The sequence below is a fragment of the Bacillus sp. JJ1521 genome, from assembly GCF_036965165.1.
Lineage (GTDB): Bacteria > Bacillota > Bacilli > Bacillales > Bacillaceae_L > Ferdinandcohnia.
In genome coordinates, this window is the sequence record NZ_JBALOX010000019.1 from 708 (window position 1) to 20,378 (window position 19,671).

The following is a 19,671-nucleotide window of genomic DNA, read 5'->3' on the forward strand; positions in this document are numbered from 1 at the left end:
ATGAAGTCCCGAACGCAGCCGGAACCCGTGCAAAAAGTCTTTCATCATGTTAATAAAGACTCGAACGAAGCCAGAATTCACGAGGAAAGTCCTACACCAAACCTATGAAATCCCAAACGCCTGCGGTCTCCAAACGAAATGTCCTTCATCAAATTCAATAAAAGACTATACCAAACAAAGCTCAATAACCCGACCGCGCCGCATAATCCCGTTTCAAGACATAATTATTTTATTTTTTGCTGAATTTGTTGAAATACGGTACACTTATAATGTTGTATAAAGGTCCTTAGGCGTTGTCCTAAGGCTTTTTTTTCACTACTTCGTTTACTATTTCCTTTCGATATATTAGGAGTGACCTTAGATGGCTTTACAGGATGAATTTCATTTTATTGATCAAATCAAACCGAAGCGTGTTTTTCAATCCGGTTTAATAGCTGGAATTGGTGATGATGCTGCACTTTTTCGTCCAACTCCAAATATGGAACAAATTATCTGCGTGGATACAATGGTAGAGGGTATTCATTTCAATTCTCATACTATGGATCCTTACCAAATTGGATATAAAGCTTTGGCTGTTAATATTAGTGATATTGCAGCGATGGGGGGAATCCCAACCTATTATTTGGTGTCTATTGCGATCCCAAAGGATTGGAACGAAACGGATTTGTTATCGATTTATGAAGGTATGGCAATGCTAGCAGATAAGTACGAGATAGATTTAATTGGTGGCGATACGGTTTCGATTGCTGAATCCTTGGTTATAACTGTTACGGTACTTGGTGAGGTTGAGAAAGGAAAGCATTTTTTACGAAGCCATGCAAAGCCAGGAGATATTGTTTTTGTGACTGGAACGGTTGGAGACTCAGCAGCTGGGTTGAATGTATTATTACATAGTGGAAAAAAACATTGGTTTACTGAGTTAGAGGAACCCCTTATAAGTAAACATCAATATCCGACACCGAGAGTAGAGATTGGGAGACTTTTATCTACATTTGGAAGGGTCTCTTTAAATGATATTAGTGATGGCTTAGCTAGTGAAGCCAATGAGATAGCAAAGGCAAGCGGTGTTACGTTACTTATAGATGATGATAAAATCCCACTCAGTGATGCTATTTTAGCACAGTTTAAAGACCGTGCTCTAGAGTTTGCATTATACGGTGGGGAGGACTTTGAACTAGTTGGGACGATGGCTGCTTCGGATTGGGATATACTACAGAAAAAAGCAAAAGAACATGGTTATGGCCTTTCAAAAATTGGGACTGTTTCGGAAGGCGGTCCAGCTGTATTTTTAAACCGAGACGGGGAACTACAAAAGCTTGAAATGAAAGGATATAATCATTTTACTAAGTAAGGTGGAATCTATGGAAAAATTTGAGTTTATATCGAATACACCTGAAGCGACGGAGAATTTTTCTTATCGCCTGGCTGAAAGGCTTGGGCCGGGTGATGTCATAACTCTTGAGGGTGATTTAGGAGCAGGAAAAACAACTTTTACAAAAGGCCTGGCAAAAGGACTTGGAATTACTAGAACGGTGAATAGTCCGACGTTTACGATTATTAAGGAATACCATGGACGAATTCCTTTGTACCATATGGATGTGTATCGTTTAGAGCATAGTGATGAGGATCTCGGGTTTGATGAATATTTTGAGGGTGATGGTGTGACTGTGGTGGAGTGGGCACATCTCATTGAAGATCGATTACCCGAGCAAAAACTCACACTTAGAATTGAACATCAAGGAGATACAAAGCGTAAAATTACGGTGATACCAATAGGGGAAAGGTATCAACAATTATGTGAGGAGTTATTTGGCGAATGAAGGTTTTAGCTATAGATACGTCCAATTATGTATTAGGGGTCGCGATTGTTGATGAAGAGAAGGTGATTGGAGAGGTCATTACAAATCTACCCAAAAATCATTCTGTCCGCGTGATGCCTGCCATTGAACAGCTAATGAAGGAATGTGGCATAAAGCCTAAAGAACTCAACAAGATTGTTGTAGCGATGGGGCCAGGTTCATATACGGGTGTGAGAATTGGAGTCACGATTGCGAAAACATTAGCCTGGTCATTGCAGATACCGTTAGTAGGAGTATCAAGTCTTGAAGTAGTTGCAGCCAATGGCAGGTATTTTAATGGCTATATTTCTCCATTATTTGATGCTAGGCGTGGTCAAGTGTACACCGGTCTTTATCAATATGAGGATAACACGCTAACATGTGTGGAAGAAGATAAAATTATTTTATTATCCGATTGGCTAGAGGAGCTTAAAAAGAAGGAGACACCGGTTCTTTTTATCGGAAATGATTTAGTTATCCATAAGGAAAAGATAGAAACAGATTTAGATCAACTTGCATATGTTGCACCATACACAGATTGGAATCCGAGACCAAGTGAGCTAGCTGAGTTGGGTTTGAAGAAAGAGCCAGTGGACGTTCATACATTTGTGCCAAATTATATTCGTTTGGCAGAGGCGGAAGCGAATTGGTTAGGGAAGAGGCAGGGGTAAGCATGGAAGATATCATCAATCAACAGATTTTGTTTCGCTTCATGACGTTAGAGGATATTGATGGTGTTATGAAGGTTGAGACTTCAGCATTTACCGTCCCGTGGAAGAGAGAAGCTTTTTATAATGAGTTAGTTCATAATCAGTTTGCAAAGTATATTGTGATGACTGATAACGACGAAGTGATAGGGTATTGTGGGATGTGGCTTATTTTAGATGAATGCCATATTACGAATATCGCAGTGCTTCCAGAATATCGAGGGAAAAAGCTTGGGGAGGCTTTGCTGATGCAGGCGAAGCTGTTAGCAATGCAGCATCAGGCAGCAACGATGACACTTGAGGTTAGAGTGTCGAATCATATTGCCCAAAACCTCTATAAAAAACTAGGCTTTAAACCAGGTGGTATCCGAAAAAATTACTATACAGACGATAATGAAGATGCGCTAGTAATGTGGGTGAATTTAAATGAGTGATAATCAATTAATTATGGGAATTGAAACAAGCTGTGATGAAACGGCCGTTTCGATCGTGCGAAATGGACGGGAAATTTTATCAAATGTTGTTGCATCACAAATTGAAAGTCATAAGCGGTTTGGCGGGGTTGTTCCAGAGATAGCATCAAGGCACCATGTGGAGGCAATTACTCTTGTGATAGAAGAGGCGTTGAAGCAGGCAGATGTTCATTTTGCGGATATTGATGGAATTGCGGTAACAGAAGGGCCAGGCTTAGTAGGGGCCTTATTAATTGGAGTGAATGCGGCAAAAGCGGTGGCATTTGCTCACGATATTCCCCTTCTAGGCGTTCATCATATTGCAGGTCATATTTATGCGAATCGATTAGTTGAGGAGCTGGAGTTTCCGTTATTGGCGTTAGTTGTTTCTGGTGGCCATACAGAACTTGTGTATATGGAAGAACACGCATCCTTTAAGGTGATCGGGGAAACAAGAGATGATGCTGCTGGTGAAGCATATGATAAAGTCGCTAGGACACTTAGTCTACCATACCCAGGCGGTCCTCATATTGATCGACTTGCGCATGAGGGAACGGCGACAATTGATTTACCAAGAGCATGGTTGGAAGAGGGTTCATATGATTTTAGTTTTAGTGGGTTAAAATCAGCCGTCATTAACACGCTTCATAATGCCGAGCAGCGTGGGGAAACAATTGAACCAAAGAATCTAGCGGCAAGCTTTCAGGAAAGTGTCATTGATGTGTTAGTGACAAAAACTGTGAAAGCGGCGAAAGAGTATCAAGTAAAACAAGTCCTATTAGCTGGGGGAGTTGCGGCAAATAAAGGATTGCGAGCTGCTTTAGAGCATGCTTTTTCGGAAATGCCGGAAGTGAAGCTCATTATTCCGCCACTTTCGCTGTGTACAGACAATGCTGCGATGATTGCGGCAGTTGGAAGTATCTTATATGAAACTGGGAAGCGTTCCTCCTATGCGTTAAACGCTAACCCGGGCCTAGATATCGAGGCTTAATTTTATTTAACGGAAGTCCCAAGTGGTAACTACACTTGGGATTTTTCATTTTTTCGTAACTATTAAATCATGCAGCCCCTCATACATTTGTGCTCAAAAACACCAAATGAATTCTATTAAAATCATGTATAATACTATATAGCTAGATGGAAAATAGGAAATTATACTCTTGCCCACTGAAAAAATTAATTTGAAGGTGATTGTTTGAACCAATCCATTAAAAATGAAAAAGGAGTTACCTTAATAGAGTTAATTTGTTCAATTGCTATTTTGACTATTATATTGATTAGCTTCATGTCATTTTTTATCATGTCAGCTAAATATAATGGGGTCTCCTCTGACAAAATGAACGCAACCAACATTGCCAGAGAAGTACAAGAAGAATTCAAAGTAAATGACGAAAAAAATCTAGCTCTAAAAGACTTGATCCATTTTTCAAGAACTTCAACCGATACAGTAATTCCAAAATCTAATTATCCAAAGTTAAATTTAACGGATGACATACAAGTAAATAACGACATTCTGGCACTTACTTTTACAAGACAAAACTTTACCGTCATCGTAAAAGTGGATACAAGCGATGATGAAAATGTAGATATAACTTTATCAAAATTACATGTTCTAGTGCAAAAAGGGACAAAGGTATTGTCCGAAACCTTTACCTACTTTGAGAACTAAAAGGAGCATTAATAGATGAATAAACACCTCCGAAATAATGGTGGAATCACACTTATTGAACTTCTTGCTACATTGGCGATATTTTCAATGGTCAGCATACTAATCTATGGTGTTTTAATAAACGGAATGAACTACTCTGAAAAATCAAAGGATAATGTTTCAAGGCAGCAAGAAATGAATATTCTCGTCACTACTATTACGAAAGCCCATGAATCGTATTCATCGTATGAGATTGTCGTTGATCAGAACCCAGACGCAAATAAAATTCAGCTCATAGGAAAAGATGGATCTGGAACTGTTGTTAGTGCTGTAGATCTATCAAATGAACACTATATTTATTCATTGTACAATTCTCAGGAATCTGACGAGGTCCCTTTTTCAAATGCAACAACCATTCATACATCTCAACCTTTATACATTAAACTCATCATAAAAGACAGAAAGCAGCCAAGCCAAAAATCTGAGATAAAAACCATTATTTCCAGGTTGTAAGGAGGGGACTATGAGGAATTTAAAAAATGAACAAGGAATGACCCTTGTAGTTGTATTATTAATTCTCACCGTGATTTCCATATTAGGTTTAGCGGTAATGGGTGCTTCACTTACCAACATGAAGCAAATCAGTAAGACGGAATCAAACATTATAACAACGGATATTGCGGAAATGGGAGTTGTATATTATGAAACTCAATTAAAGTCCTTCCTAAATGAGCAATTATATAATCAAGCAAAGCAAAAAGAAATCATTATTCGCTACTTCACGAATTCAGCATCAACAGATGTATTAATTGAAAAGTTTAATCTTGAATTTCCCGTAGAATTAAATAATTTATATAAAACCAATAACACTCTTTTTACTCAATTTGGGGATCATTTTCTTCCAGAAAAGACCGTGGATGCAAATAGTTCATTTAAGATAAAAATTAACCCGAATGGGATAACGACAACTACTTGCTCCCCTCAAACACCTGCCAATTCACAATGTTATCGTATTACTTATGAAAGCTATGGTTATTATGGTGATAATCTTGAAAAGATATTGAGTGCAACATTTGATTTTTCATATTTTATCAACAGAAATAGCATAGTTATATCAACAGGTACACCGCCTCCTGTACCTTTATATGAAGACATTAAGGATTCCGTACAAGGTAAAAATTTACGTGCTTGTACAACTGCTGATTTTAAGAAAAATAACACAACGGTAGATTGTAGTTCAAATTTGGATCCAAAGGAAATTACAAGTATGAATGGAATCTCTAATTCTTTTATTGTTTTTAACAAAGGAGTCAATCTTGATCATTTGTCACATGCAGTTTCAAATTCTAAATTAATCATCCATAGTTTAGATGTAAATAACCCTACCAGAATCGGGAAGTTTAATCCAAATGGGTTTATTAATTCATCAATTGTGATTATTGGGAATGCCAAATTATATGATCAAATTATGAAACCAGTGAACTCAAGTATCTATATTACGGGCGATGCAGATTTAACGGGTTTCTCATTAAAAAATGCGACTTCCACTAAAGTATGTGTACAGGGAAAAATAACACCAGCGGACATGAGGAGTATTCCAGGGGTCTATTCAAATGATTACAATTCGACAACTTATACGAATGAGTGTATGAGGAAATCGGATACAGTCGGGAATAATTCACTTACTATAAAAGGTGAAATGATTAGTCCTCGCATAGATGAAAAATCCAATGTCACTTATTAGGAATAAAACAGCAGTTAAAGAAAAAAAGTAGTCCATAAGTTCTATGCTTTTTGTTGATAAATAATCCACAGATCCACACCTTTTGTGGAAAACTCAAATAAAGTACTGAAATAACTAATGTGCATTTGTGGGTACCTTTTGTGGATAACCCTGTTGGTATATGTGGATAATGTGGATAAGTCAGTGTATAACTCAATAAATTGTGGAAAATGGTACAAAAAATCCCCTCTAAAATGAGTTTTAGATGGGGATAACTTATTTTTATGGATAGGTGAAAGGGTCTAGTTACTCGTTTCGTGGAGGGATTCCCATTCTTCCATTAAGGCTTCAAGTGTAGCTGAAATTTTCTCGTTTTCTGCATTAATTCGTTGAACTTCCTCGTGATTTTGGTAAACTTGAGGGTCACAAAGAAGCTGTTCATTTTCTTCGGTTTTTTCCTCAAGAGAGGATATTTCAACTTCAATTTCTTCAATTCGGCGTTTTCGTTGACGCTCTTGCTTCTTTAATTCTTTTTCTTGTTCATAGGATATTTTTTCTTGGATAACTTCCCGTTTATCAGGTTTTTTCTCTTCGTTTTCGAGTCTAGCGAGTTCTTCCATTTCGAATTTCTTTTCAAGGTAGTAATCATAATCCCCAAGGTATTCTGTGAGGCCATCTGTGGATAACTCAAATACCTTCGTTGCGATACAGTTAATAAAGTATCGGTCATGAGATACAAAAAGAATGGTTCCTGGATAATCGATTAACGCATTTTCAAGTACTTCCTTACTATCAAGATCTAAGTGGTTCGTAGGCTCGTCAAGAATAAGGAAGTTTGATTTTTCCATCATCAGCTTAGCAAGAGCAAGTCTCGCTTTTTCACCACCACTTAAGGTTGAAACTATTTTTAACACATCATCCCCGGAAAACAAGAAATTCCCAAGAACAGTACGGATCTCTTTTTCGGGTTTAAGCGGGTATTCATCCCATAATTCATTTAACACCCGTTTATTTGAGGTAAGGTCGGCTTGTTGTTGGTCGTAGTAGCCAACCGTTACATGTGAACCGAAACGAATGGTCCCATTCACATGTTCAAGCTTATCGATAAGTGCTTTCAATAGAGTTGATTTTCCAATCCCATTTGGACCCACTAACGCAATACTATCTTCGCGATAAATATTGAAATTGACATTTTTGATAATGGGTTTGTCTTTTTCATAGGAAACGGAGATTTCTTTTGCACTTAACACGTCATTTCCGCTTTGTCGTTCAATGTCAAAATGGAAGGAAGCTGATTTTTCATCCCCTAATGGCCTGTCCATCAGTTCCATTCGGTCAAGCTGCTTTCGTCTACTTTGTGCACGTTTCGTTGTCGAGGCTCTGACTAAGTTTTTGGCGATGAAGTCCTTTAGTTTTTCGACTTCTTCCTGTTGTTTTTCGTATTTTTTCAGATCAAGCTCATAATTTTCAGCCTTTATTTTTAAATAGTTGCTATAGTTTCCAACATATTTGCTGCTTGTGTGTCTTGAAATCTCATAGACCTGGTTAACGACTTTGTCTAGGAAGTAACGGTCATGGGAAACAATTAAGAGTGCACCAGGATAGCCTTGGAGATATTGTTCAAGCCAGGTAAGCGTGCTAATATCGAGGTGGTTTGTCGGCTCGTCAAGAATCAATAAATCAGGCTTTGTTAGTAATAATTTACAAAGAGCGAGCCGTGTTTTTTGACCACCACTTAAGCTAGATATTTTGGTTTTATAGCTTTCTTCTGTAAAATTAAAACCATGTAAGATGGATCGAATGTCGGCTTCATATTGATAGCCGCCCTGTTCCTTAAAATCGACCTGGAGCTGATCGTATTCTTCAAGTAGCTTTTGATAATCAGTGGGATTTTCAAAAATAGATGGGTCGCCCATTTTTATTTCAAGGTTTCTTAAGTTTTTTTCAAGTTTTTGTAATGATGCAAAGACGGTAATCATTTCTTGCCAGATGGTAAGATTTGATTCAAGCCCAGTGTCCTGTGCGAGGTAATCAATTGTGACACTTTTTGGCTTAATGATTTCGCCGCCATCATGAGACATATGGCCAGCAATAATTTTTAATAGAGTGGACTTTCCGGCACCGTTTCGACCAACAATGGCAATTCGGTCACGGGTTTGTACTTCTAATTTTATATTCGATAAAATAAGATCAGCAGCAAAATACTTTTTGAGCTGATTTACTTGTAGTAAAATCATTGTTTCTCACCTCTTGTTTCTATGAACAGTGTATCTTATATTATCTAAATAGAGCAACTGCAATGATAATGTTCACAGATGTTACAAAGACAGATGTGGTAAAATAGTGTATAGTTTTAGTGGAGGTTCAAAAAGTCCGGTGAAAATGACACATCGAATTTCTTCGTTGGCTTGCTTTTCCGTGCCTCACGTATTAAATACATACGTTCCGGTACTCAAAGCTGCACCGCCTCGAACTTCTTGGTCCTTTTCATCCTCCTTTTAAACATTCAGTCATAGTGGAGGGTTCGATAAATGACATCATTTACCCATTTTAATGAGCAAGGTCGCGCTAAGATGGTAGATATTACGGAGAAATCTGATACTGTTCGTACAGCGATTGCAAAATCAAGTATTACTGTAAATAAATTGATTTATGAGCAAATAATAAATAATGAAGTGAGCAAGGGGGATGTTCTTGCTGTTTCCCAGGTTGCTGGTATTATGGCAGCTAAAAAAACATCAGAGCTAATCCCGATGTGTCATCCATTAGCATTAAAGGGAGTCGACATTCGTTTTAGTTGGACGACTCAAGATGAGTATATTTTACATATTACCGTAACAGTTAAAACAAAAGGCAGTACCGGTGTTGAGATGGAAGCGTTGACTTCCGCATCGGTTTGTGCGCTAACGGTGTATGATATGTGTAAAGCGGTTGATAAAGGGATGGTAATTGGACCAACCTATTTAGCTGAAAAGACTGGTGGAAAAAACGGTGATTTCAAAAGGCAAGTAGCGGGGGAATAAACATGAATTTAGAACAATCAAAAATACCACAAGCAACTGCCAAAAGGCTGCCACTTTATTATCGGTTTTTGAAAAATCTGCATGCCTCGGGAAAGCAAAGGGTTTCTTCTGCAGAGCTGAGTGACGCGGTTAAGGTTGATTCCGCCACGATTAGACGTGATTTTTCCTATTTTGGTGCATTGGGAAAAAAAGGGTATGGCTATAATGTCAATTATTTATTATCCTTTTTTAGTAAGACCCTTGATCAGGATGAGTTAACGAAGGTTACGTTAATCGGTGTGGGTAACTTAGGAACAGCATTTTTGCATTATAATTTTTCAAAAAATAATAATACAAAAATTGAGCTTGCGTTTGATGTGGATTATAATAAAGTAGGCAGTAGTATTGGTGGAGTAAAGGTGCATCATTTAGATGATCTTGAGAATGAATTGCCCGATGATGTAACAGTTGCCATTTTAACGGTGCCGGTTGGAGCAGCTCAGTCGATTACTGACCGCCTGGTAAATAAAGGGATTAAGGGTATCCTTAATTTTACTCCAGCAAGAATCAACGTTCCTGAACATATTCGGGTGCACCATATTGATTTAGCTGTTGAGCTACAAGCACTTGTTTATTTTTTAAAGCATTATTCAAATGATTCAAATGAAGAATAGAAATAGAATTTATAATGTAGGGAGGTGACTCACAGTGGGGAATCTTGGATTTGGTAGTATTCTATTGATCGTATTTGCAGCGTTACTAATTTTTGGACCAAGTAAGTTACCTCAATTAGGAAAAGCAGCAGGTAATACATTGCGTGAATTCAAAAACGCAACAAAAGGTTTAGCAGATGATGACGAAGATGATGTTAAGAAGAATGAAACTCATGATGTGAAGTAATGATAGGATGAGTCACATGAACGAAAAAGAAATGTCCGTTTATGATCATATTGGTGAGCTGCGAAAACGACTGATTTATGTAGTCGTTTTCTTCTTCATCGTTGCTTTAGGAAGCTTTTTTCTAGCAGAGCATGTAATTGTTTATTTGCAAAATGCGGAAGAAGCTAAAGAGCTGACAATGAATGCTTTCCGGATAACAGATCCAATTAAAATATATATGAATTTTGCATTTATTATTGCATTTGTTATCTCCTCCCCTTTTTTACTGTTTCAGCTTTGGGCCTTCATTAGTCCGGGTTTGTATGAGAGGGAAAGAAAGGTAACATTGAGTTATATCCCAGTTTCGGTAATATTGTTTTTACTAGGAATATCTTTCTCTTATTTTATTCTATTTCCATTTGTTGTGAATTTTATGACGCGGTTAGCGGTGAGCCTTGATATAAACCAGGTAATCGGGATTAATGAGTATTTTCAATTCCTGCTGCAGATAACGTTACCGTTTGGCTTTTTGTTTCAGCTGCCAGTTGTCGTAATGTTCTTAACAAGACTCGGAATCGTGACACCGATGTTTTTATCCAAAATACGAAAGTATGCGTATTTTGTCCTTTTAGTCATCGGTGGGTTAATTACGCCACCTGAGATCATCTCCCATTTAATGGTCACCGTGCCGTTATTCGGATTATATGAAATCAGTATTCTCGTATCAAGAAGTGCTTACAGGAAGGTGCTTAAAGCGGAAATGATGGCAGCGAATAGTATGGAATAATTCTGAAAAGCTGCAGTTGAAGTTAGATAATAAAAAATAACCTCCACCGGGAGGTTATTTTTTTGCGTTAGTTACTTTTTTTATTTTGCTGTGTAGGACAAACATACGGATTGCCATACCAAAGTCAAATGTTGCGATAAGTGCAAGTAGCACCGTGGAAAAGTTCCAGACAGACTGCGTTGCATTAGTAATCGCGATATACGTAAAGAATGCACCCAATAATGTGTAAAAGATGCCCATTACAAAAGGTGAAGTTCGTCTCATAAGTTAAAAGCCCCCAATAAATGTCTGTTGCAGCTTCTCAGCTTGCTTCATGATTCTTTCTATATCATCTGCAAAAATTGTCTGAACCACGACAACAAAAGTATTCATCGCTACATGGGCAAAAATCGGTACGATAATTCGCTTTGTTTGTACATAGAGGAATGCAAAGGTAAAGCCCATTGCCGTATAAATGAGGATATGAGTAAAGTCCATATGCACAACAGCGAAAATTAACGAACTAATTAAGCCTGAGATGAAAAAGTTAAATTTTTTATATAATGATCCAAAAATAATTTGTCGGAAGATAATTTCTTCAAGAATTGGACCAATTATCGATACTACGATTACAAGCAATGGTAAAGATTTTACCAAGGTCAAAATTTCTTGGGTGTTTTCAGAACCGGGCTCAATACCAAACAGATGAATTTCAATGTTTGCCGCAACCACTTGGGCTGTCATAGCCATAAACACACCTGCGATCGCCCATCCAATTGCCTCACCTTTAGAGGAACGTCGTAAGTTCTGATGTCTTTCCTTAATATCTTGTCTTAATAAATATAATACAATCGGAAGTGCGGCCACAAAACTAAAAACAGTCCAAAGTGAAATTATTGTATTTTGAGCAGCGGCTGGATCTAGGTCTTTTCCAACACCAAAATATAAGAGAAGCGGGATACCTAAAATTCCAGAGAACTGCATGATGATGTACGTTAAAATGACATACCAATATCGAGCTTTCATGAAAATCTCCTTTTTATAGATGGAATAATGAATCAGTACTAATTGTCCACCCTTTGTATTGTAACATATATTCATACTTATCCATTAGTATAATGCAAATCCAATTTTTCATTGAAGAAAATATATTAATGAATAACCATGGTTTATTTTTCTTGTTAGTAACATAGGATAGATAGGTGACGAAGAAAGTCGAATCTTTTTTCCAAATTCTATATCAAATGACTTGCAAAATAGGTAGAGATTATTTAATATAATAATTGTGTTAGCACTCGAGTTGTTTGAGTGCTAATAAGCAGACGAAACTAATATTTAAATTATTTGAGGAGGTCGTTTCACTTGTTAAAGCCATTAGGTGATCGCGTTGTTATTGAACTAGTTGAATCAGAGGAAAAAACTGCAAGCGGGATTGTATTACCAGATTCTGCAAAGGAAAAGCCACAAGAAGGTAAAGTAGTTGCTGCAGGTACAGGTCGTGTACTAGACAGTGGTGAAAGAGTAGCTTTAGAGGTTGCGGTTGGTGATCGCATTATCTTCTCAAAATATGCTGGTACTGAAGTGAAATACGAAGGTACTGAATACTTAATTTTACGTGAAAGCGACATTTTAGCTGTTATCGGTTAATTGAAAACAGCATTTATATCATAAGATTGTTAACTTTATTCAGCGAAATCCTGAATAAAGTTAAAAGCCTTCGGCGGATGCCACGATTTTTTAAAGGAAAATTTTTCGAGCAGTTAGATCGAAGACTAAAGGCGCCACCTCCTGTGGCAACGTCTTCATGACCCACATCGTGTGGGCCTAAAAATCGGGCGCAAATACGCCGCCAAGGTGCATTTGATTTAATTTATATTTTTGAGGAGGGCTTATAAATGGCAAAAGAAATTAAATTTAGTGAAGATGCTCGTCGCGCAATGCTTCGTGGTGTTGACGCATTAGCAAATGCTGTAAAAGTAACATTAGGGCCAAAAGGACGTAACGTGGTTCTTGAGAAAAAATTTGGTTCACCACTTATCACAAATGACGGTGTAACAATTGCAAAAGAAATCGAATTAGAAGATGCATTTGAAAACATGGGTGCTAAGCTTGTTGCTGAAGTTGCTAGCAAAACAAATGATGTTGCTGGTGACGGTACTACTACTGCAACAGTTCTTGCTCAAGCGATGATTCGCGAAGGCTTAAAGAACGTTACTGCTGGTGCAAACCCAATGGTAGTTCGTAAAGGTATTGAAAAAGCTGTTACAGTAGCTGTTCAAGAATTAAAAGCTATTTCACAACCAATTGAAGGTAAAGATTCTATCGCACAAGTTGCTGCTATTTCTTCAGATGACAAAGAAGTTGGCGAATTGATCGCTGAAGCAATGGAGCGCGTAGGTAACGACGGTGTTATTACAATCGAAGAATCTAAAGGATTCTCTACTGAACTTGAAGTAGTAGAAGGTATGCAATTTGACCGTGGATATGCTTCTCCATACATGGTAACTGACTCTGACAAAATGGAAGCAGTTCTTGAAAATCCATATGTGCTCATCACTGACAAAAAGATTTCTAGCATTCAAGAAATCCTACCAGTATTAGAGCAAGTGGTTCAACAAGGTAAGCCATTATTACTAATCGCTGAAGATGTTGAAGGTGAAGCTCTTGCAACTCTAGTCGTGAACAAGCTTCGTGGTACATTCAATGCAGTCGCTGTTAAAGCTCCTGGATTTGGTGACCGTCGTAAAGCAATGCTAGAAGATATTGCAATCCTAACTGGTGGTGAAGTAATCACTGAAGATTTAGGCTTAGACCTTAAATCTGCCGATATTACTCAATTAGGACGTGCTTCTAAGATTGTTGTAACAAAAGAAAATACGACAATCGTTGAAGGTGCTGGTGAATCTGATAAGATTGCATCTCGCGTAAACAATATCCGTGTTCAAATGGAAGAAACTACTTCTGAATTTGACAAAGAAAAGTTACAAGAGCGCCTTGCTAAATTAGCTGGTGGAGTTGCAGTTATCAAAGTTGGTGCTGCTACTGAAACTGAACTAAAAGAACGCAAGCTTCGTATTGAAGATGCTCTTAACGCAACTCGCGCAGCTGTTGAAGAAGGTATCGTTTCAGGTGGTGGTACTGCACTTGTGAACGTATATAACAAAGTAGCTGCTATTGAGTTAGCTGGAGACGAAGCAACTGGTGTGAACATCGTTCTTCGTGCACTAGAAGAGCCAGTTCGTCAAATCGCTCACAACGCTGGTCTTGAAGGATCTGTAGTTGTTGAACGCTTGAAAAACGAAGCACTTGGTGTTGGTTTCAACGCAGCAACTGGCGAGTGGGTAAACATGGTTGACGCTGGTATCGTTGACCCAACTAAGGTTACTCGTTCGGCACTTCAAAACGCAGCATCTGTATCAGCTATGTTCCTAACAACTGAAGCAGTAATTGCTGACATTAAAGAAGATGCTCCTGCAATGCCTGACATGAGCGGAATGGGTGGAATGGGCGGCATGATGTAATATCGGCCCAATATCCCTTGATTTATAGGGGTCTTGCCTTACACCCTTTTAGGGGTAACATTGAACCCTAATAAGGCTAAAAATTAGAGGTTTTCCATTAGTTCTTTGAACTTTTGGGAAGCCTCGTTTTTGTAAAGGAGTTTACTTGAAATTTTCTAATTCTTGTAGTAATATAATAGATAATTTTAATAATTGAATAAATTGGAGTTTTACTAGGGGATCCCTTGATAAGGGCTGAGAATAAAGTAGTTACTTTTAAACCCTCATAACCTGAACAGATTAGTATCTGCGTAGGGAAGTAGCGACTGTTTGTGCTTATGTGAATTTAGGCAACTATCGAACACACCACTTTCCTATGTCGGAAAGTGGTTTTTTTTGAGGGCGCAGCAAGTTAATAACTTACAAAGAAGGTGCTCCAATGAAGGGGAGAAGTAAATGAAGTTGATGGCTGTAACGGATCAGTCGCATTCTGTTCGTGAACTCGCATCGAAGATCATAAAAATAAAAAACAAAATTGATTTTGTCCAAATACGAGAAAAAACAAAAACCGTTAAAGAAATCATCATACTACTCCAATATTTGGAAGAGGGTGGTGTTGAAAAAGAAAAGATTATCTTAAATGATCGATTAGATATTGCCTTACTGATGGATATTCCAAATGTCCATTTTCCTGAAATAGGGCTTCCGGTTAAAATGGTCAAAGAACGTTTTCCTCATCTAACAGTTGGTCGGTCGGTCCATTCCTATGAAGGAGCTAAAGAAGCCGAAGCAAAAGGAGCAGATTATCTCTTATACGGACATTGCTATGAGACGAATAGTAAAAGGGGAAAGGCTCCAAATGGCATTGAACCCCTCATTGAGATGAAAAAGCATTTGAGTCTACCAATTTATGCAATCGGTGGAATTAAACTAGATAAAGTAAACGAATTACGAGAATTAAAAGCAGAAGGAATTGCAGTGATGTCAGGAATTTTTTCAGCAGAAAATCCGCTAGCTGCAGCAAGTCAATTTTATGAGGTGGTCCGTAATGAAAAACAGCTATGAAGTAGCAGTAATTGGGGGCGGTATTATTGGATCCTCGATTGCTTATTATTTAGCAAAGGAAAATATCGATGTAGCTGTGTTCGAGGAGAATCAGGTTGGGGCAAAAGCTACAAGTGCTGCGGCTGGCATGCTAGGGGCGCATTCTGAATGTGAGGGGGATGTTGATGTCTTTTTCCCTTTTGCAAGAAAAAGCCAGTTTGCTTATGGAAAGCTGAAAGATGAATTGTATGAATTAAGTGGAATTGACTTGGGTTATAGAAAGGGGGGCATTTTAAAGCTTGTATTTTCTGAGCAAGATAAACAAGGTTTAAAGGCGATTTTAGCCCAACCAACCGTTTCATGGCTAGCAACAGAAGAAGTGAAAAAATTAGAACGAGATGTTTCACCTCATCTGTTAGGCGCAGCCTATATTGAAGATGATGTAAACGTTTTACCGATTGGGGTTTGTCAAGCGTTTGCTAAAAGTGCTCAAATCCTTGGTGCCTCTATTCTAGAATCTACAAAGGTACTTACTGTTGAAAAACAAAATAATGTTTTCCTCCTTCAAACCACAAGGGGTGTTGTTGAAGCGAAGCATGTAGTCGTTGCCAGTGGAGTTTGGAGCGAGACCTTTTTTAGGCAGCTTGGGTTAGATCATCAAATGACTCCTGTAAAAGGGGAATGCATTTCGGTGATTGGTGAAAAAGCGGTTTTAAAGCATACCATTTTTCATGATAAATATTATGTTGTCCCAAGAAACAATGGAAAGCTTGTGATTGGCGCAACCATCAAGGAGAACGATTGGACTGATAAGGTTAGTCTAAATGGCATCGAAACACTTATAGCAAAGGCAAAAATGTTGCTGCCTACCATAGCAGATATGAAATTGGATTCAGCTTGGTCAGGATTGCGTCCCCAAACATTTGATCAAAATCCATTCATTGGCTACCATCCTGAAGACGAAGGAATTTTATTTGCGACAGGCCATTATCGAAATGGCATCCTGCTTGCTCCTGCAACTGGGCAAATGATTACGGATTTAATCTTGAAAAGAGAAGTGAAAAAAGACTGGGTGGAGGCTTTTAGAATTGACCGTCGTAAGCCGCTGACCGTTTAGGAGGTGATCCATACATGTCTATTATCGTAAACGGAAGACAGATTGACCTTCCAGAAACCATCCAAAATGTTCAAGGGTTGCTTTCCCATTACAATCTAGAAAATCGTATTGTTGTGGTTGAGGTCAATAAGGATATTGTGATGAAAAATAACTATGAAACTACAGGTCTTTCAAAAGGCGATGTAGTAGAAATCATACATTTTGTTGGAGGAGGATAAAACATGTTAAAAATAGCAGATCGAAGCTTCAGATCAAGACTCTTATTAGGTACTGGAAAATACCCATCATTTGAGATTCAGAAAAAAGCGGTTGAAGTATCAGAGGCTGAAATTCTAACCTTTGCGGTAAGAAGGATGAATATTTTTTCAGAGGAACAACCGAATTTTCTTGAACAACTGGATTTGACTAAATACACTTTACTTCCGAATACGGCTGGTGCAAAAACGGCTAAAGAAGCAGTTCGGATTGCGAAATTAGCGAAAGCCTCTGGATTATGTGACATGATCAAAGTCGAGGTAATTGGTGATGATCGTACTCTTTTACCGGATCCGATCGAAACGTTAAAAGCATCTGAAATGCTTTTAGCTGAAGGTTTTATTGTACTTCCGTATACTTCTGATGATGTGGTATTAGCTAAGCGTCTTGAGGATCTTGGAGTTCATGCCATCATGCCGGGGGCTTCCCCAATTGGTTCTGGAAAGGGAATTATTAATCCTCTTAACTTGAAGTTTATTATCGAACAGTCATCCATTCCAGTCATTGTTGATGCTGGAATCGGTTCACCTAAGGATGTAGCATTTGCCATGGAGCTTGGTGCGGATGCTGTATTACTTAATACAGCCGTTTCTGGTGCAAAAGATCCTGTGAAAATGGCGGAAGCAATGAAACTAGCATTGGAAGCGGGAAGACTAGGGTTCGAAGCTGGAAGAATTGAAGAAAAAGAGTACGCAGTGGCAAGTAGCCCAACTACAGGAATGGTGACATCTTGAACAATCGCTATTCTAGACAGGAATTATTTCTGGGAGCGACTGCGCAAGTAAAAATAAAAGAGGCAAGTGTCATCATAATTGGGGCAGGTGCATTAGGTTCTGCAAGCTCCGAAATGCTGACAAGAGCAGGAATTGGGCATCTAACGATTATTGACCGGGATTATGTGGAATGGAGCAATTTACAAAGGCAGCAATTGTATACGGAAGAAGATGTAAAAAATAAAATCCCAAAAGCAATTGCCGCGAAAAAACGTCTTGAACAAATTAATAGTGAAATCACAATTGAGGGGAACGTTGAGGATGTTCACGGACTGAATATTACTGAATTGATTAAAGGTCATTCAGTTGTCGTTGATGCTACGGATAATTTTGAAACAAGTTTAATCGTTAATGACTCAGCTGTAAAAATGGGGATCCCCTTTATTTTTGGTGCATGTGTGGGAAGCTATGGACTGACATTACCCATTATACCGGGAGAAACTCCGTGCTTGCACTGTCTTTTAAACCATCTGCCAATGGATGGAATGACATGTGATACCGTTGGGGTTATTAGTCCGATTGTTCAAGTCACCGCTGCTTATCAAGTGGCACAAGTGTTCCGACTCCTTTCGGGAGAATCGATATCACCAATTCTTCAATCGATAGATATTTGGAAAGGTGAAAATGCAGAAATCAATGTAACAAAGTTAAAAAATAAACTTTGTCCAACATGTGGTGACCAACCATCCTATCCTTTTTTACAGTTTGAAAATCAAATGAAGACGGATGTTCTCTGTGGAAGAGATGCCGTTCAGTTAAGACCAGGGCTCCCGCAAACATACTCATTGGAGGACTTAATAAAAAATGTAAAGCATCAGGTAACAAACCCTGTCTTAAATCCATATTTGCTTTCCTGTCAATTTGAAGATTATCGAATCGTTTTCTTTAAGGATGGTAGGGCGATCATCCACGGCATAAATGACGCGAAAACAGCACGAGCTATCTATAGCCGATTCATTCAATATTATTAGGATTCATTATAGGATTCACAATTCAGTTCGCATTTTGTTTAGTGCTAGATTTTTTGCTGCACATTCATAAAGAAGTGTAAGTACCTGAAGATTGGTAAGTTGGATAATATGTTTGATTTCTTTAGATATAGCTTGTCTGTTGTTTCTTGGAATAAGATTAAAAATGGGCTATACAAATAATCAATTAAGAATGATACTTGGATATGTGGACCAACAAAATGGCTAAGGAAGAAACACGTTTATCAAGAAATCATTATAAGGTCTTTAAGTTTTAAAGAGACTTTGCTCATGATTTTATGCCATCACCACTTAAATCTTCATTTACTAAAAGTAGTAATGACCAAAATTTTAAGATAAAATGCTAACATTTTGCTAACGCAAGTAAGTGAAAAACGGTAAATTCCCGTTAAAGATATTACAGCACGGATTTCCCAAAACCTTGATATACAGTATTTTTTGCACATATCGTTAAAGATATTACACACTCTCATCTTACGGGCGGCATGATGTAATAAACATCATAAATCCTTGATATATAGGGGTTTTTGAGTGGAATAAAGATAAATGCTCACTTTTTTCACAAAAACCATCTTATTAGAGAAGGTCTTTCATCAGTTTACTGAACTGGTGGGAGGCCTTTTCTTCCATATTGGCGGTCATATGAGCGTAAATATTTATGGTTGTATTGATGTATGTATGCCCTAAACGCTACTGAATCTTCTTTACTCCCACACCCGCTTCAATCAATAGAGATGTAGATGTATGTCTGAATGAATGAGGGGTAATGTTTTTATGAATACCTGCCTTTTTGAATAGACGTTTAGTCTAGTTTCTCAAACTTTTCTTAATTTCGGATGTCCATCATTTCGTACAAAGATAAAATTGTTATCAACATAAAAAAGCCCTTTTTGTAACTTCACTTCTTTTTGCCTGATTTCATGACGTTTCAACATTTTTACGAGCCTTTTCTCAAACTTAATTGTTCGGATGGAACCT

General features: G+C 38.0%; 23 protein-coding genes and 1 riboswitch. Of the genes, 19 read left to right on the top strand and 4 right to left on the bottom strand.

Annotation, left to right across the window (positions count from 1 at the left end):
• Positions 1-361: 361 nt before the first annotated feature.
• The 8 genes from thiL to V7147_RS03840 all read left to right on the top strand — a co-directional run bounded on the left by thiL (position 362) and on the right by V7147_RS03840 (position 6,389).
• The gene (gene thiL / locus V7147_RS03805; protein ID WP_335366534.1) at positions 362-1,351 is read left to right on the top strand and encodes a thiamine-phosphate kinase; all 990 of its coding nucleotides are present in this window, start codon (positions 362-364) and stop codon (positions 1,349-1,351) included.
• A gap of 10 nt (positions 1,352-1,361) precedes the next feature.
• A complete protein-coding gene (tsaE, locus tag V7147_RS03810; RefSeq protein WP_335366535.1) occupies positions 1,362-1,820 on the top strand; it encodes a tRNA (adenosine(37)-N6)-threonylcarbamoyltransferase complex ATPase subunit type 1 TsaE in 459 nt (152 codons plus the stop codon).
• Complete coding sequence (gene tsaB / locus V7147_RS03815; protein ID WP_335366536.1) at positions 1,817-2,509, top strand: tRNA (adenosine(37)-N6)-threonylcarbamoyltransferase complex dimerization subunit type 1 TsaB; 693 nt, start codon at positions 1,817-1,819, stop codon at positions 2,507-2,509. Before tsaE ends, tsaB begins: the two co-directional genes overlap by 4 nt.
• A 2-nt stretch (positions 2,510-2,511) precedes the next feature.
• Positions 2,512-2,979 carry a ribosomal protein S18-alanine N-acetyltransferase gene (gene rimI / locus V7147_RS03820; RefSeq protein WP_335366537.1) on the top strand — a complete coding sequence of 156 codons (468 nt, stop codon included), beginning with the start codon at positions 2,512-2,514 and terminating at the stop codon, positions 2,977-2,979.
• Positions 2,972-3,988, top strand: coding sequence for a tRNA (adenosine(37)-N6)-threonylcarbamoyltransferase complex transferase subunit TsaD (gene tsaD / locus V7147_RS03825; RefSeq protein WP_335366538.1), 1,017 nt, complete (start codon positions 2,972-2,974; stop codon positions 3,986-3,988). Before rimI ends, tsaD begins: the two co-directional genes overlap by 8 nt.
• Positions 3,989-4,192: 204 nt before the next feature.
• Positions 4,193-4,666, top strand: a complete 474-nt coding sequence (locus tag V7147_RS03830) for a type IV pilus modification PilV family protein (RefSeq protein ID WP_335366539.1) — start codon at positions 4,193-4,195, stop codon at positions 4,664-4,666.
• 15 nt (positions 4,667-4,681) lie between these two features.
• Positions 4,682-5,158 carry a PulJ/GspJ family protein gene (locus V7147_RS03835; RefSeq protein ID WP_335366540.1) on the top strand — a complete coding sequence of 159 codons (477 nt, stop codon included), beginning with the start codon at positions 4,682-4,684 and terminating at the stop codon, positions 5,156-5,158.
• A gap of 10 nt (positions 5,159-5,168) precedes the next feature.
• Positions 5,169-6,389: a PilX N-terminal domain-containing pilus assembly protein gene (locus V7147_RS03840; RefSeq protein WP_335366541.1), complete on the top strand. Its 1,221-nt coding sequence runs from the start codon at positions 5,169-5,171 to the stop codon at positions 6,387-6,389.
• 281 nt (positions 6,390-6,670) lie between these two features.
• Here the strand turns inward: V7147_RS03840 and V7147_RS03845 are convergent, their stop codons facing one another.
• Positions 6,671-8,605: an ABC-F family ATP-binding cassette domain-containing protein gene (locus V7147_RS03845; RefSeq protein ID WP_335366542.1), complete on the bottom strand. Its 1,935-nt coding sequence runs from the start codon at positions 8,603-8,605 to the stop codon at positions 6,671-6,673.
• 294 nt (positions 8,606-8,899) lie between these two features.
• Between V7147_RS03845 and moaC the strand changes: the two genes are divergently transcribed.
• The 4 genes from moaC to tatC are packed head-to-tail and all read left to right on the top strand — an operon-like array spanning position 8,900 to position 11,036.
• Positions 8,900-9,391: a cyclic pyranopterin monophosphate synthase MoaC gene (gene moaC / locus V7147_RS03850; protein ID WP_335366543.1), complete on the top strand. Its 492-nt coding sequence runs from the start codon at positions 8,900-8,902 to the stop codon at positions 9,389-9,391.
• Between the two features lie 2 nt (positions 9,392-9,393).
• On the top strand, positions 9,394-10,044 hold the full coding sequence (locus V7147_RS03855; protein WP_335366544.1) for a redox-sensing transcriptional repressor Rex: 651 nt from the start codon (positions 9,394-9,396) through the stop codon (positions 10,042-10,044).
• A 34-nt stretch (positions 10,045-10,078) separates the two neighbouring features.
• Positions 10,079-10,270, top strand: a complete 192-nt coding sequence (locus V7147_RS03860) for a twin-arginine translocase TatA/TatE family subunit (protein ID WP_335366545.1) — start codon at positions 10,079-10,081, stop codon at positions 10,268-10,270.
• A 16-nt stretch (positions 10,271-10,286) separates the two neighbouring features.
• Entirely contained in the window at positions 10,287-11,036 is a 750-nt protein-coding gene (tatC, locus tag V7147_RS03865) for a twin-arginine translocase subunit TatC (protein WP_335366546.1), read from the top strand.
• A 54-nt stretch (positions 11,037-11,090) separates the two neighbouring features.
• Here tatC and V7147_RS03870 read toward each other — a convergent pair whose 3' ends face one another.
• On the bottom strand, positions 11,091-11,300 hold the full coding sequence (locus tag V7147_RS03870) for a YdiK family protein (RefSeq protein WP_335366547.1): 210 nt from the start codon (positions 11,298-11,300) through the stop codon (positions 11,091-11,093).
• A 3-nt stretch (positions 11,301-11,303) separates the two neighbouring features.
• On the bottom strand, positions 11,304-12,041 hold the full coding sequence (locus V7147_RS03875) for a CPBP family intramembrane glutamic endopeptidase (RefSeq protein WP_335366548.1): 738 nt from the start codon (positions 12,039-12,041) through the stop codon (positions 11,304-11,306).
• A gap of 336 nt (positions 12,042-12,377) precedes the next feature.
• On the opposite strand from V7147_RS03875, the gene groES reads away from it, so the two are divergent.
• From groES to V7147_RS03910, 7 genes are all read left to right on the top strand, one after another.
• Positions 12,378-12,662 carry a co-chaperone GroES gene (gene groES, locus V7147_RS03880; protein WP_335366549.1) on the top strand — a complete coding sequence of 95 codons (285 nt, stop codon included), beginning with the start codon at positions 12,378-12,380 and terminating at the stop codon, positions 12,660-12,662.
• A gap of 248 nt (positions 12,663-12,910) precedes the next feature.
• A complete protein-coding gene (groL, locus tag V7147_RS03885) occupies positions 12,911-14,536 on the top strand; it encodes a chaperonin GroEL (RefSeq protein ID WP_335366550.1) in 1,626 nt (541 codons plus the stop codon).
• A gap of 204 nt (positions 14,537-14,740) precedes the next feature.
• A riboswitch (TPP riboswitch) is annotated at positions 14,741-14,850 on the top strand.
• A gap of 121 nt (positions 14,851-14,971) precedes the next feature.
• Positions 14,972-15,580: a thiamine phosphate synthase gene (locus V7147_RS03890; RefSeq protein WP_335366551.1), complete on the top strand. Its 609-nt coding sequence runs from the start codon at positions 14,972-14,974 to the stop codon at positions 15,578-15,580.
• Complete coding sequence (gene thiO, locus V7147_RS03895) at positions 15,564-16,676, top strand: glycine oxidase ThiO (protein WP_335366552.1); 1,113 nt, start codon at positions 15,564-15,566, stop codon at positions 16,674-16,676. The genes V7147_RS03890 and thiO overlap by 17 nt, the downstream gene beginning before the upstream one ends.
• Positions 16,677-16,690: 14 nt before the next feature.
• Positions 16,691-16,894 carry a sulfur carrier protein ThiS gene (gene thiS, locus V7147_RS03900; RefSeq protein ID WP_335366553.1) on the top strand — a complete coding sequence of 68 codons (204 nt, stop codon included), beginning with the start codon at positions 16,691-16,693 and terminating at the stop codon, positions 16,892-16,894.
• Between the two features lie 3 nt (positions 16,895-16,897).
• Positions 16,898-17,665, top strand: coding sequence for a thiazole synthase (locus V7147_RS03905; protein WP_335366554.1), 768 nt, complete (start codon positions 16,898-16,900; stop codon positions 17,663-17,665).
• Positions 17,662-18,675 (top strand): ThiF family adenylyltransferase, encoded by a 1,014-nt coding sequence (locus tag V7147_RS03910; RefSeq protein WP_335366555.1) that lies wholly within the window; start codon positions 17,662-17,664, stop codon positions 18,673-18,675. Before V7147_RS03905 ends, V7147_RS03910 begins: the two co-directional genes overlap by 4 nt.
• A 708-nt stretch (positions 18,676-19,383) precedes the next feature.
• Here V7147_RS03910 and V7147_RS25160 read toward each other — a convergent pair.
• Positions 19,384-19,473 carry a hypothetical protein gene (locus V7147_RS25160; protein WP_438824536.1) on the bottom strand — a complete coding sequence of 30 codons (90 nt, stop codon included), beginning with the start codon at positions 19,471-19,473 and terminating at the stop codon, positions 19,384-19,386.
• Positions 19,474-19,671: the final 198 nt, after the last annotated feature.